The organism is Microcoleus sp. A2-C3, from assembly GCF_036706065.1.
In the GTDB taxonomy this organism is placed as follows: Bacteria; Cyanobacteriota; Cyanobacteriia; order Cyanobacteriales; family Microcoleaceae; genus Microcoleus.
Genome location: NZ_JAUBVX010000018.1, coordinates 90,607 through 104,689 on the forward strand (window position 1 = coordinate 90,607; position 14,083 = coordinate 104,689).

The window sequence follows — 14,083 nt, forward strand, 5'->3', positions numbered from 1 at the left end:
TGAAACCGCGTCGATACAAACAAAACCCAGATGGTGCGTGGGTTGAAGAAGACACGGCGGTCTCAACCGCCGTCTTTCTCTGATCTTTGTCCGCGGAGGCGGACATCGTTAGTTTCCACGCCTTCGGCCACCACGCTCAAATTCAAATCTCGTCCCAGCATCGCTACAGCATTCGCGATCGCCCGTTCGCACGGATCTGTCGTCAGCCCGCTAACAAAAGATTTATCAATTTTCAAGATATTCAACGGAAACTTTGTGAGATAACTTAGAGAACAATAACCCGTGCCGAAATCGTCCAGCACAATCTGCACTCCCATATTCTGCAAATCCCTTAGAATTTTTGTGGTATAATCCACATCTTGCATTGCTGTAGTCTCGGTAATTTCTAACTCTAAATATTTTTGTGATAAACCCGTTTTTTTCAAGCAATTCGTCACCATTTGCACTAAATTAAATTGCTGGAACTGCCTGACCGAAAATTTGACTGCTACCCGCAAATCAGGTTGCAAAGCATCCTGCCAAGCTTTATTCTGAGTGCAGGCCGTTTGCAGCACCCATTCGCCAATAGCGGTAGTCCCATGAAGGAAAGGATCAAGATGATAAAACCGAATTCAAAGAAAAGTAGGCATCTAGAGTTGTAAATTATCATTATAATGATGCACAAAACGCTCTCCGGGAAGCAATATGATTTTCCAATTTCTTAGAGAAGGATAAGCTCTTTCTCACCAAGCGAAATACTCGTTGTCGAAGGGTGCAGTTGAATCGCTCGATATAGCTGGTACAACCACTATTTTTGTCTACACTGCGATGACGTTTACGCTTACAATACAGAATCATAGGCACTCCAATGGTCAGTATAAATTACTGCACATTGACGGTAAACTGGTGGCATTGAATTCCATAATGCCTGAGCTGATACTGCGCTACGATCGACAATGTGTACACCAACAATTTCCCTAGTCTGGGCATCCAATGCCAGCCAGACCCACTGCTGATTTCCTTTATTGTCCACAAACGACCATAACTCCTCCATCTGAACATTCAGGCGCTCGCCTTGGCTTGGGACTCCGCGACACTTGCTTCTTAACAACAAGAGCTTGGGCATTTACGTAGCGCTGAACTTTATCTTCTGACACTTTTAGCACCCGATCAATCCCCGCCTAAGAAATACGTTCAAGTAGCATCCGTGACATTAATTCCTGTTGTTGTTTGGTAATCGCTTTCCACATCGGATTCAGAACAAATTGACGACCACATTCTCGATATTTGTAGTTTTGTTTACGATGCCGAGTTTGACCATTACGACTAACTTCTCCTGAGCCACAATTGGGGCAAGGATGAATTTCTACTGTCATATCACCAATGGCAAACACTTCTCTCTAATAGTCGCTTACTCCATCCTTTCCTTCAGGGCACTACCGTTATTTCTTACTGGTGGGATTGACTTTTTTAACTTCTTTGCCTGCAATGTTACATCCAGCAGCGGGCTAATATTGAGCAGTCGCCGCGCTCCCGCCTCCACTTGCGGACGATCCAAATCTGTCAAATCGTAACTCGCGCGGCACAAATTCGCTGCTTCCACCGTTTTCGCGTCAATAAGTGCGATCGTCCTCTGCTGTCAGCTAACTGTAGCACTATTTTATGAAATTGGTATAAGAGTTTTGCGATCGCTAGCGCGTGCAGTATCAAATACCAAGTCCGAATTATTTTTTGGAGGGCGTTGCTAAACTTGAATATGAATTCAGATTGTTCGCTATCAACCGACGAGGATTTACAGGCTTCATAGTCATCAACCATAAACCTAGTTAAATCGTAAATTTCTAGTTAAAAATAGTCAACTTTTCATAATAACCAGGTTTCTTTCTTGTGAGTAAATCCTGCTTAAGAAAGCCGATTTGACTCAGTTTGATTTGCCAGTAATTGGGATGTTGATTCCCGTCTGGCATTCAGCCACCGTCTCCGTTCCCAATTCACCGAACCAGTGATTAATAAAATACTGGGTATTAAGCCGATGAATACATAGAGAATGCGACTGTAAATTCCGCCAAAAAGACCAAAATGAAGAGTGCCGATCGCAATCATAAACTTGAACATAGGTGGCGGTTCTACAACGCGATTGACTGTCAAAACTTCCCCACTATATCGGTTCAGTTCTACATTACTCATAGCAAATCGAATTAACTCGTGAGGAAGTTGCTTGCTAACCGTAATTTTTTCTGGTTCATGTTCGTCAAAAACTACATAAGTCGTTTTTCCATCCGGCATGGCTGCATCAGCTTTGCGTAACAGTTCACTTAAAGCTATGGGTTGTTTCGCAGGGGGCAAGACTTTTGCCAATTGCGGAGATTGATTGAATGAAGATTGCAGAACTAAAAATGACAAGCTCGCACCTGTAACAGCCATAATTAGTAAAAATGTACTTGATAAAATGCCTCCAACTTGATGGATATCGTAACTTAATAATGGTAGTGGTGCAGTCGTGCGAACTGTCAAGCCTGTTTTCAACTTTCGCCAACCACTCCACAATATTATCCCTGTAATTACGATTAGTAAAAATAGCAAGCCAGTTATACCGACAGCCACCATTCCCACTTGACCTATCGCTAATTTGTAGTGGAAGTTGTAGAGAAATCCAATTGGAGAATTATCCCACTTTCTCGCTCCCAAAATCTTAGCCGTGTAAGGATTAACAAATGTATCTAAGCTTTCTCCGTCTTGGGCTTTTATTGTGATCTGATAGCTGCCATCCGGCGTTTGAGGAAAGCGAATTGACTCTAAAGGGAAATTAGGATAAGCAGCTTGCACTGGTGCGATCATTTGATCCAGCGAGACTAGCTTTGCTTGGGGAACAACTCGCATGAAAGATGGGTGAATCGCGCGATCTAGTTCCTGGTGAAATACAAGGGCGCTACCAGTCAAACTAATCACAGTTAGTAATAGCCCGATCGCAATCGCAATCGAACCATGTATTGTTAGTATCAATTTGCGAATTTTCATGGTAAAAAAAATGATTAAGTATAAAACAAAACAAATTTTACGACTTTTTGAGATGGCATTTAGGGTTTGTCTCCTGCTACTACAGATTAACCGAATCTAATGCCGAGCATTTCAATAAAAAGAGTGAGAGTTATTAGCGGGATTGGAGCGCGACTATTCCATAATGTTTCTGGTTTTACGGTAAGCTCTATTGATTTCTTATTTTTTTTTCTAAAGTTGATGTGAGTTATGTTTTTTGGGGTTTTTAACTACGATCGGGGGCTGGTTTAAAGGCTCCTAGAGCGCTTGATTACAGATATTAGTAAACCCGCCCCGGAGCGAAATTATGGTAAATTAACCTGTCACTCTCCTGTGCCACACTTAGTTTTGCCACCACCACAATAAGTGGCAAACCAAGGACTAAATTTAGTCGCATCCTCTGGATCTTTGGTCATATTCACCAGCGTTGCAAAACTAGATGGCTTACTGGCATAACGAAAGTGCATATGTATGGGTTCACCAGTTGCTTCACCATGCGGCGGTACGAAACTGAGATACTGGAACTTATTGCAGTTTGGATCTTGCTTTTCCTGTTTCACCAACTCAAATAAATCCCAAGTTACTTTGTATTCGGCGTAATACTTGGAATCGCCAGTTGCACCCATGTAGACATACTGACAATTCCGTGCGATTGGTTTTTTCCCGGCTGCATCTTTGTAGAAGCTAAATTTCTCCATCTTCTCGATATCAATGCGTTTGGGATTGCGCGGATCTTTGACAGAGTTCTGGTGTTCTGTGTTGAGATTAAACACGCCATTAAATCCTAAGTAAGGCACTTTGTAGGCATTCATAGAGATCACCTGAGTGGCTACAGGTGATGGCGTAATTTTGGGGGGCGCTTGCCCAACAGCCTTTTCAGGGGTGCTTGAAGCGTTTGTTGTAGCTTTTTGAACATCAGGTTGATTTGCTTGTGGTTGATTTGATTCGGCTTGACACGCGATCGCGACTAACGCAGTTACAACGATAATTGCATTAAGTTGAAATCGTTTCATGGTGGAATCTCCTGCTCTAAAAAATTAAAACTTGATTGAGTTGTTTCCCAATTGTCAAAAAACATCAAAACTTTAGGGTAAATGAACCAATTACTGTCAATGGTTCACCAGGCAGATTGCCAGACGATCTGCTATTCGTGACAGATTTGATGTAATTGACATTGAAAAGGTTTTTGATGTTGATGGCGGCTCGCCAATTATCGCGTTGATAAAAAACAGCGGCATTGGGGAGGAAATAACTATCCGCTTGAAAGCTGTTAGATAAATCCCCTTGTCTCTCGCCCACAAAGTTGAACCCAACCCCAAAACCTAAACCCTGCAAATCGCCACTTTGAATTTCATAAGTTGTCCACAGACTACCGCTATGTTCGGGAACATTAAACAGTCTGTTGCCAACCAGAGATCGGTCTGTATCTCCTGTAACTTCAGCGTCCGTATAGGCGTAAGCAGCAATAATATTCCAACCGGGCAAAATCTGTCCCGAAATATCGAGTTCAAGGCCTCGACTCCGCTGTTCTCCAGAGGCTATTGAGAATAAAGAATTATTCGGATCGGTGACGGCAACGTTTTGTTTTGTAATGTCAAAGTATGCCAAAGTAGCGGCAAGCCTTCTGTCGAACAACTCAGCTTTGATACCGACTTCATACCCTTTTCCGGTTTCTGGTTCGATGATATTGCCGCCTACTGTTGTTGCCGAACCTGGATTAAAAGAGCGCGAATAGCTGCCATAAAGGGAAATTTCTGGGATGGGTTGATAAACAATCCCTACACGGGGGGTAAAAGCATCGTAATTTTGAGTTGTTTCGCTGCTATCTGAGGTGGAATCACCTGGAAGCACTCGGTTGTTTTGCTCTGCGGTGTCATAGCGAAGACCTGCTAGTAGCTTTAAATTATCGAAGATTGAAATTTGATCTTGGACGTAGAAACCATATCGGCTTGTCTCTACTTCATTTCCTCCAAAACCAGGTAGTGTATCCTCATCAGGGCTGGGGACTTGTCCGTAAACAGGATTGAAAATATTTAGGGAAGTCGGTGTTTCAAAATCACCTACTGCGAAAATTCTTTCATTGTTGTAGCTGATGTCTGCACCGAAGATCAGGGTGTGTTTGACTGAACCTGTAGCAAACTCACCTACCATGCTTGTTTGGAGGGCGTAGTTTTTATCTTGGCCGTCTTGAGAAGCAAAGAAGCGACTCTGGTCGCCAGTTTCATCATCAAAGTCAAGTTGCAGAGCAACTACATTGAAATCGAACTCGTAGGATGAATAGCGAAACGCATTTCGTAGCTTCCAGTTTTCACTGAAACGGTACTCGAAATTGTAGCCAACATTCAAGTATTGGGTTTCTACTCTATCCTCCGGTTCGCTGCCAACGCGATCGGGCGGAACGTCAACAACTCGATTGCCAATTGCAGGCAATCCATTATCACCAGCACGCCGATCGTTGGTGTATTCCAGAGAAACCGTCAAGTCGGCGCGATTGCTAATTTTCCAGGTCAGTGTCGGTCCAATAAAGAACCGCTGATTGTCTTGGTTAAAGCCCCGATAACTATCACTTGTTTGGTACAATCCGTTGACGCGGTAAAGCAGGCTGCGATCTGAGGTTAAGGGGCCGGAGATGTCAAACCGGGGCCGGACAAAAGTCTGGTTTCCCAGTTGCAATTCTGCTTCGTAGAAAGGTTCTGAGAGCGGTTGTTTTGATACTAAGTTAATTAAACCCCCTGGTTGAATCTCGCCGTACAAAATTGAAGCTGGCCCTTTGAGAACTTCAACGCGATCGAGGTTGGCGACTTCTGGAAAAGATCCAAAATTACCATATCGCCTGAAACCATCTCGCAAGACAGGGGCATTGTCAAAACCCCGAAGCCCGAATTCGCTACCCCGACCTGTAGCAGTTCCGCCCAATGTGACACCGCTAACGTTGCCGAGTGCTTCATCTAAGCGGGTAACTTGTTGATCTTGTATCACTTCTTGAGGAACTACTTGGATCGATTGAGGAATATCTCGAATTGGGGTGTCTGTGCGGGTGGCGGAGGAAGCGTTGGGCTGTAGATAAGGAGTTTGCTGATTGCCCGTGACAATGATATTAATTTTTTCTGTGCTGACACTCAGAACTAAACCGCTGGCGCTTCTGAGTACGCCTGCTGTTGGCAAATTTTCTTGACCCGTGATGCTGATGCGGATACTACTAGCATCAACCTGAGTCACCGTGACTAAATTAATTCCCTCAAATGGATTTTGGGCCCGAAATTCTTGACCATCAGGTAGAACTAATTGAGCATTGGAAATCTCAGCTATCAAAGTTTTGCCCTCAGTCCTGGTTTTCGCTTGCAGGACTTGCCCCTCTGCTGAAACTAAAATGACTTCTAAACCTGCCTGTGTTGGGTTCAATCGCACGCCTGTTACTTGTACGACTGATTGAGAGATTTGCACAACATCTGAAAAGTTGGTCAAACTCGGTCTTGACGGATTTAATAAGCTTTCTACACTGGTATTCGGACGAGCTATGGAGTCGAGTTTTGGTATGGCTGCTGTGGGCTCTTTTGGCTGTGCTGTCGGTTCAATATTAGGTTCAATATTAGGAAGAGGATTCGGGCGATCGCCATCCGGCTTGGGAGCAAATGTCAAGTCAGAATTGGGTTCTTCGAGGGGTTTTTGGGGCTCGATGGCAGAAGCCATCGCCCACCATTGAGATTGAGTGCGATCGTCCTCTTTTAAGGGATCTATTGAACTCGGAACGGGGGCACTCTCAGGCGCAGTTTCACCAGAGTCTGGGTTAGCGCCGTCAGAGAAACTCCTTGGCCCAACTGCTGCTACTGGCATGATACCAACGCCCAGCAGCGCCACACAAAAAAACGGCAAACACAGTTTCATTTCCACACCACACACTTAAAAAAACTTGAGACGCTACACCATCTGTCGCGGAGCGAATGCACCGATTGAGCTGCACTCTGGTCACTTGTACTCTGCTGAAAACCTACCTACACCAACACGGAAACCAAGTCTGTGAGTAACAGGCGTAGCTATGCTGCGATCGTAGTTTCAATCTAGTTTCCTGACATGAGGGACGATGCTCTGCTCTCGGGTCGCAGTCAACAACCAAATAATTATTGCATAATATTCGCATCAATTAATTAAAATAAACAAACTTTTTGCAAATATCAAGCAAATATTTATTTGATTTTTGATCAAGTTTGTTTGGTTTTTGGCAAAATTTCACTGTACTGCCGACAAGGGCGCTGTTGCAATCCCCCGCGCTTTAAGCTGCAAATCCTTTGATAATTGGCTTTTACATTGGATGAGTCCGTTGTCTTACACAATAAAAACTATGATTGCCGAGGAATAATATTAAAAATTATTATGTATGAGTGCTTGCCAAAAGCGATTATTTGGCTTGTCAAAATTTACATTAATTAATAATTACTTTCAATAAGTTCTAGTCACACCTAAAAAACGTTTTGAAAAAACGATCGCAGTTACCGGCCGTGCGATCGCCCATTTCAAGATTTCAGGGTTGCAATCAGTGCAACAAGTAGAATGGCTCAACCTTTGAAGGATTTTTGAGAAATCTCCAGTAAAAGTTCGACAGGTTTAGACTTCCTGCGCTACAGGTGCCAGCACCAGCCTCATCAACTAGCTTTTACCTTTCTGCAAGACGGAGAAACAGAAAGCTATATTTTATTGAAAAAACACGGTTTCTAAGCACTCGTGAGTCAATTCTATGATCTTGAGTAAATCTGCATCGGGGAATTGCAGTTTAAGGGTATGAGAAAATTATCAAGTAGGAATTCTATTAACTCTCTACTTAATGGTAGCAATCCCTAACTTAGCTCCCTTAATTCGACGCAATCGATCCATAACTTCCACAACACTTCCGTGATTGACACTTTTATCCGCGTTCAAAATAATTAAAGAAGTCTGATTAGAACCCATCACCTGCCGCACCGCACTCTCAATCTGGTCTAAATTGACTGGCTTTTTATCAACCATTAATTTTCCCGATTCCTCAATAGTGATAGTAATTTTAGAAGGCGCTTCCTGAGTCTGAGAAGTTGATGCTTTTGGTAAATTGACCGGCAAACCCTCGGATTTGGATAAAGACAGAGAAGAAATGATTAAAAACGTCAATATAGCGAATACCACATCAATCATTGGCACGATATTGATCTGAGCAATATTATCCGGTTCATCGGGTAGACGCATAGTTAGATTCTCTCGGTAATTTTTCGTAGCGGTGACGGTACAATAATTCTAACTGCCCTCCAGCTTCCTGAATAAAAGCAATTTGTTGTAAGTAAAACCCGCGAAACATATTGGCAAATAACAGCGTAAAAATTGCCACCACTAACCCCGTTGCCGTAGATACCAGAGCTTCGCTAATCCCACCGGTAACGCCCGCTGCATTGCTGCTCCCAGCTTCTCCCAGTTTGAGCGAGCCAAAAGTGGTAATTAATCCCAAAACAGTGCCTAGCAACCCAAATAGTGGGGAAAGGCTGATAATGGTATCAAATATTGTATTAAATCGCTTCAGAATAGGGATTTCTGCCTGAGCGCCACTTTCTAGGGCCAAACGAAATTCTTCAATGTTGGGCGAGTCTAATTCTAAAGCTTCTAAAAAAATCCGGGCTAGGGGCAAATCGGCGTTTACTTGTAATTTTTTGATGGCGGAATCGGGGTTGTCGCGGTAGAGATTTAGAACTTCTCGCACGACTCGCCGCTGCCGCCGATTTACCCGAAACCAAAAGGCAAGACGCTCTATAATCAACGCGACTGCTGCGATTGACGACGCAAACAGGGGCCAAGCAACTATGCCCGCGGCGCGAAAAATGTAAATCAAAGTATCCATTGGTTTGTAGTCTCGCTTGCTCTGTTGAGTGATCGCAGGCTGTCTAATGCTGCAACGCCGCGCGATAGAAGGCTGGTAGAGTTTCTGCGTCAAGTCGGCACAAGTGATTGAGACGGAGAATGGTTTCACTCCTTGGCGCGATCGCACAAACGCACTACCTGTATCTGAGTATCTTTGCCTGTACTCCAAATGCTCCTACTGTTATCCCTACCGATTTTTCGGTCAGTGCTTTGTTGCTAAAATTTGCATTAGGACTTGACAATAGTATTCAATAATTAAAAAGATTCTCAACTAGAATTTCACGATTATTCGAGAATGTCAAGCGATCGCACCTAACATAACATACAAATAAGTTATATTAATTTTATTATTCATAAATAATTATTATAACTTAAAAGGCTTGAGAATACTGATTTTTTTTGGTACAGTATGGCTTAGAGTATTGCAGTTAAGGAATTTGGGAATGTTCTCTGCCCGAATTCGACCGCAGACAGCGCCCGCCTGAGTAACACAGACAGCCAAACAGAATGCTAGATGATAGGATAAACTCGCTATATAAAAAATCAATAAATGACAATAATTATAATCTAATCAAGGAGATTCATCAGGAATGAGTTTTTCAAACGTTTCGGCGACGCAAAGACAACAAGAAGAAGAGGCTCTCAAAAAAATTCTGGCGATCGGTCTGCTAGCCTCAACCGTACTGCACGCTGTTGTACTGCCGTTGAGCCTCAAGTTGGTCAAACCGGCTGAATTTGCAAATGACGATGCCATTGAAATTGTCATGCTGGATGAACCGAAAGTAGAGGAAATCAAGCCAGAGCCAGCTATTCCAGAAAAGGTATCTCCCCCGCCTGAGACATTCAAACCAGAACCGCCACCACCGATTCCAGAAGAGCCACCCGTAGCAGTAGCGCCACCACCGATTCCAGAAGAGCCACCCGTAGCACCACCACCGATTCCAGAAGAAGCCCCGGTAGCAGCAACGCCACCGCCGATTCCAGAGGAAGCCCCGGTAGCAGCAACGCCACCGCCGATTCCAGAGGAAGCCCCGATCGCAGCAACGCCACCCCCGATTCCAGAGCAGCCTTCTGCGATCGCACCTAAACAGGATTTGATTCCCCCAGAAACTCCTCCAAGCCCGATCGCCAACGAACCCAAAACCCCATCGCCCAATCCTCCCAAAAACGATCGCCCGATCGCCAGCGAGGAACCTCCTAAAAGCGAACCACCCGTTACCCAATCTCGCCCCAAGGGCGCTGAGAGTGCCCCAGATTTTACCGCAGATGCTGGAAATCCCAAGTCCTCGAATAGTCCTGAAAACAATAACTCGCCCTCGCCATCCTCAGAGGCATTAAATCCTGCTTCTGGGCCCATAGCCCGATCGCCCGCAGCCGGCCCGCCAGTCACAACTACTAGGCCTGGAAGCAGTCGCAATTCGGGAAGTGCGATCGCCGATCTCACAAACCCCACCTCTGCCCCCGGAGGCGGAAACCCCCAGAATGAAAACGGAAGCTCTTCCTCAGAGCCATTAAATCCTGCTTCTGGGCCCATAGCCCGATCGCCCGCAGCGGGCCCACCAGTCACAACTACCAGGCCTGGAAGCGGCAGCAATTCGGGAAGTGCGATCGCCGATGTCACAAACCCCACCTCTGCCCCGGGAGGCGGAAACCCCCAGAATGAAAGCGCAAGCTCTTCCTCAGAGCCATTTGCAACGGGTTCTGGAACCATAGCTCGATCGCCCGCAGCGGGGCCGCCAGTCAAAACTACCAGGCCTGGAAGCAGCCGCAATTCGGGAACGGCGATCGCGGATGCCACAAACCCAGGAGGAAGTCCCTCGAACTCACCATCCGGTGGGAGTGAAACTGCTGGGGGGGGTTCTTCAGAGCCCTTTGGTAGTGGTTCGCGCTCAGTGCCAAAACCGAAAAACCCTGGTGGAGGGGAGAGTCCTTCCCGTCCTTCGGGCCCGGCACCAGGCACTTGCATTAGCTGCGGTAAACCTGAATATCCCAGCGCCGCCAGAAAAGAAGGGCGTCAGGGTCAAGTAAAAGTCAAGTTTGATATTGACCCCAACGGTAAGGCCTTCAACATCGCGATCGAGATTTCTAGCAAATACGACGACTTCGATAGCGCTGCGATTAAAACAGTAGAAAGATGGAAATTTGCCTCATCAGAAAGCGGCATTCAAGGAAAAGTAGCATCCATTACCTTCCGGCTCAATGAGTAGGAATTCTCTGGAAACCTAGCAATTTTGCTGGGAATTCAATAGCACCAAGAAAGCAACTGTAAAGTTAAAAATTGAATTTTGTGTAAATTATGAATTTCGGAATGTCGCCAGCAATATTAACTAAACTTCAGCGATTTGGATTCGCTCTATTACTTGGCTCCAATTTGGGAATGGCTGAGTTATTCGTAAACCCTCACAGCGCAATGGCCGGAGTGATTACTTTACCCGATGGCGGACGTTGTGAGGGAGAATTGAGCGAGGGTAAACTCAGCGGGCCTGGTCTCTGCCAATATGCCAATGGCGATCGCTATGAAGGGCAATTTCTCAACGGCCAACCTCACGGTAAAGGTGTCTATTCTTTTAAAGCAGAAGGTCGATATCAAGGAGAATTTGCCTCTGGTGAATTCAACGGTCAAGGTGTCCGCGAATTTGCTAACGGCAACCGCTACGAAGGAACTTTTAAAGACGGTGAATTCGACGGTACGGGTATTTTTACTTCCACTAACGGCATTCGTTATGAAGGCTCTTTTACCAATGGTTCTCCCAGCGGGCGGGGCGCTTTTACGTTCAGTGATGGCACTCGTTGCGAAGGAGATATTAAAGAAGGCAAAGTTAACGGTAAAGGAGTCTGTCAATATGCTAATAAGAACCGCTACGAAGGAGAGTTGCTGAGTAATTTGCCTCACGGACAGGGAACCTATACCTTTGCGGTCGGAGGTAGTTATCAGGGGCAGTTTAGTGAGGGGCAATTTGATGGTAAAGGGGTTCGCGAATATCCGAACGGCAACCGCTATGAAGGAGAGTTTGTCAAGGGCAACCCTCAAGGTCAGGGGTTGTTAACTTTTAAAGAAGGGGGACGTTATCAAGGCCCGTTCGAGAATGGAGAATTTAATGGTGAGGGTGTCCGGGAGTTTGCTAATGGCAATAGCTATAAAGGTATTTTTGTCAAGGGTAAGATGAGTGGGAAAGGTGTTTATATTTTTGCCAATGGCGATCGCTGCGAAGGCGAATTTCGCGAGGGTCAGTTTAACGGTAAAGGTGTCTGTACTTACGCTAATGGCGATCGCTATCAAGGTGACTTTCTCAACGGGCAGAAACACGGTCAAGGTTCCTACATTTATGCAGATGGAACTAAGCTAGAAGGTAATTGGCAACAGGGGCAGCTTCAAAAATAATTTTTGTTCCTGTTTCGCGCTACTCTTTTTTTAAAGATAGGCGATTGATGGGATTTATACCAATTTCATAAAGTAGTGCTAGATATTACCCCCCCAACTCCCCCCTTAGTAAGGGGGGGCTAAGACTTCATCAGCACATCTTTGAAAAATGGTATTAGAATTCAGAGAGTAGGGACTTTTAAGCAGAAAAATCACACCCGCATAAAATCGCACGCCGCTCTCGTTAAAACCAAGGCCATTGTTGACTAATTGGAGATAATTTGTCATATTGCTGTCTCTCCTCCTTGCGGTAAAATTTCGCCAAATGTCGCTGCCGCCACATCAGTACACCCGTCATAAAAAGTACAATCGCTGCTAATCCTGCGATCGCGTGTACCAGTCGCAGGTAAATTCCGCCATAGCTGCCAATATGTAACGGATAAAGCGAGTTGAGAATTCGATTTGCTAGAGAAGCTGAATTTACACTATCAGCCCGCAATATTTCGCCACTGTATTGGTCGAGATAAATAGTGCTAATCCCGTTTGGGTGCGGGTCATTTGGAAATTTTTTCCTGACTTTAAAAGTTGCTTCAGGTGTCAAAGGCAGAGAAATAAAAGTGGTTTTAGCTTCTGTCAAAACGGTATTAACTTGCTGTAATATTTCATCAAGATTTTGCCTCGAACTGCTAGATTGGAGATGAGAAGTCAATGCAGCCTGTGGCTTTTCATTTGTTAGCCAATACAGAGAAGATTCAATCGGCGTGTAAAATATTATCGCTGTTCCTGTAGCAGAAATTAGGATAAGAAAAGCGACCGATACAATGCCAGAAACGTTATGTAAATCAAATACAGTCCGCTGCCAGTGAGCTTGCCAACTAATCGAAAATCCGCGAGCCAAATTGCGCCAACCAGTCCACAAAAATAAGCCAGTAAAAGTTAGTCCTAGCATTACTATACCGCAAATACCTACCACAAAATGACCAAATTCTCCTCCAGCTAATTCCGCGTGTAACGTAAAAATAAAACCTGTAAAACTTTTTTTATCAAGGCGCGCACCCTTAATTTTGCCGCTGTAAGGATTGACATAAATGCTCACTACTTCCTCACTCTTTGACAGCATCGAAACTTGACAAACTTCCTTCGCTGATCGCGGCAGTAAGATACTAAGAGCTTGATTTTGGGGATAAGCTTTTTCGACAATTTGCAGGACATTTTCCAGCGGTATCCGTTCGACTTGAGGAATGACTTGCAGGAGTTGGGGATTGAAGAACCGCTCGATTTCGGGCCCAAAAACCAGTAAGCTGCCCGTTAAAGCAATTACTGCTAGAAATATTCCTACCACCAACCCCAAATACAAATGCAGTTTGAATGCGAGTTTGCGGAACTTCATCTGGAAATTTTTCTCAAAGCCGTTAACTGTTCTCATTAAGGTAAAACCGATAGTCCGACAGGGAATGAATTCCCTGTCTCAAAGCTAAAGTCCTCGCTATGAGGACTGAGAAAAACACTTTTCAACTCATTAGTCCTAAGTAGGTAGGCGCAAATAAACATTGCTATGTAACAGAATGTAAGGTTGTCAGAACCTCTGCGATTGCTTCGCTTCATTTCGTTTCGCTCGCGATGACAGACTTATATATTTTCCCACTCATCTACTTATGTAATACCAATTCAATGGGTCGTTGCACATATCTCGATCCCCCTAAATCCCCCGAAAGCAAGGGGGACTTTGATCGGAATCTTGTCCCCCCCTTACTAACTGTAGTTTAGACTAAATAAAGATGAGAACGGTGGCAAAAGAAGAACTAGAGCCACCGCGCCGGGAGAGAATGA

The 14,083-nt window shown here is 44.8% G+C and carries 10 protein-coding genes and 1 pseudogene; 2 read left to right on the forward strand and 9 right to left on the reverse strand.

The window, feature by feature from the left end; all coding sequences use genetic code 11:
- Positions 1-62: 62 nt before the first annotated feature.
- The 8 genes and pseudogenes from QUB66_RS12450 to QUB66_RS12495 form a co-directional block, all read right to left on the reverse strand.
- Entirely contained in the window at positions 63-611 is a 549-nt protein-coding gene (locus tag QUB66_RS12450) for an EAL domain-containing protein (protein WP_332971236.1), read from the reverse strand.
- An 18-nt stretch (positions 612-629) separates the two neighbouring features.
- Positions 630-1,355 (reverse strand): annotated as a pseudogene (locus tag QUB66_RS29740) (IS1 family transposase).
- A 35-nt stretch (positions 1,356-1,390) separates the two neighbouring features.
- Positions 1,391-1,582: a hypothetical protein gene (locus tag QUB66_RS12470; protein WP_332968522.1), complete on the reverse strand. Its 192-nt coding sequence runs from the start codon at positions 1,580-1,582 to the stop codon at positions 1,391-1,393.
- 299 nt (positions 1,583-1,881) lie between these two features.
- Positions 1,882-2,982 carry a PepSY-associated TM helix domain-containing protein gene (locus QUB66_RS12475; protein WP_265235569.1) on the reverse strand — a complete coding sequence of 367 codons (1,101 nt, stop codon included), beginning with the start codon at positions 2,980-2,982 and terminating at the stop codon, positions 1,882-1,884.
- Positions 2,983-3,338: 356 nt separating this feature from the next.
- Positions 3,339-4,028: a hypothetical protein gene (locus QUB66_RS12480; protein WP_332968521.1), complete on the reverse strand. Its 690-nt coding sequence runs from the start codon at positions 4,026-4,028 to the stop codon at positions 3,339-3,341.
- Positions 4,029-4,092: 64 nt separating this feature from the next.
- Positions 4,093-6,900, reverse strand: coding sequence for a TonB-dependent siderophore receptor (locus QUB66_RS12485; protein WP_332968520.1), 2,808 nt, complete (start codon positions 6,898-6,900; stop codon positions 4,093-4,095).
- 927 nt (positions 6,901-7,827) lie between these two features.
- On the reverse strand, positions 7,828-8,229 hold the full coding sequence (locus QUB66_RS12490; RefSeq protein WP_332968519.1) for an ExbD/TolR family protein: 402 nt from the start codon (positions 8,227-8,229) through the stop codon (positions 7,828-7,830).
- Positions 8,213-9,061: a MotA/TolQ/ExbB proton channel family protein gene (locus tag QUB66_RS12495; RefSeq protein ID WP_442923294.1), complete on the reverse strand. Its 849-nt coding sequence runs from the start codon at positions 9,059-9,061 to the stop codon at positions 8,213-8,215. The genes QUB66_RS12490 and QUB66_RS12495 overlap by 17 nt, the downstream gene beginning before the upstream one ends.
- Positions 9,062-9,482: 421 nt before the next feature.
- Here QUB66_RS12495 and QUB66_RS12500 point away from each other — a divergent pair, with 421 nt between their 5' ends.
- A complete protein-coding gene (locus QUB66_RS12500; protein ID WP_332968518.1) occupies positions 9,483-11,099 on the forward strand; it encodes a TonB family protein in 1,617 nt (538 codons plus the stop codon).
- Between the two features lie 170 nt (positions 11,100-11,269).
- Positions 11,270-12,274: a hypothetical protein gene (locus QUB66_RS12505; protein WP_332968516.1), complete on the forward strand. Its 1,005-nt coding sequence runs from the start codon at positions 11,270-11,272 to the stop codon at positions 12,272-12,274.
- A 223-nt stretch (positions 12,275-12,497) separates the two neighbouring features.
- Here QUB66_RS12505 and QUB66_RS12510 read toward each other — a convergent pair whose 3' ends face one another.
- Positions 12,498-13,643, reverse strand: a complete 1,146-nt coding sequence (locus tag QUB66_RS12510) for a PepSY-associated TM helix domain-containing protein (protein ID WP_332968514.1) — start codon at positions 13,641-13,643, stop codon at positions 12,498-12,500.
- Between the last annotated feature and the right edge of the window lie 440 nt (positions 13,644-14,083).

Excerpts from the sequence above, each read along its gene's own strand:
- QUB66_RS12505 (WP_332968516.1), top strand. The coding sequence starts at position 11,270 with ATGGCTGAGTTATTCGTAAACCCTCACAGCGCAATGGCCGGAGTGATT.
- QUB66_RS12510 (WP_332968514.1), bottom strand. The coding sequence starts at position 13,643 with ATGAAGTTCCGCAAACTCGCATTCAAACTGCATTTGTATTTGGGGTTG.
- QUB66_RS12485 (WP_332968520.1), bottom strand. The coding sequence starts at position 6,900 with ATGAAACTGTGTTTGCCGTTTTTTTGTGTGGCGCTGCTGGGCGTTGGT.
- QUB66_RS12490 (WP_332968519.1), bottom strand. The coding sequence starts at position 8,229 with ATGCGTCTACCCGATGAACCGGATAATATTGCTCAGATCAATATCGTG.
- QUB66_RS12500 (WP_332968518.1), top strand. The coding sequence starts at position 9,483 with ATGAGTTTTTCAAACGTTTCGGCGACGCAAAGACAACAAGAAGAAGAG.
- QUB66_RS12480 (WP_332968521.1), bottom strand. The coding sequence starts at position 4,028 with ATGAAACGATTTCAACTTAATGCAATTATCGTTGTAACTGCGTTAGTC.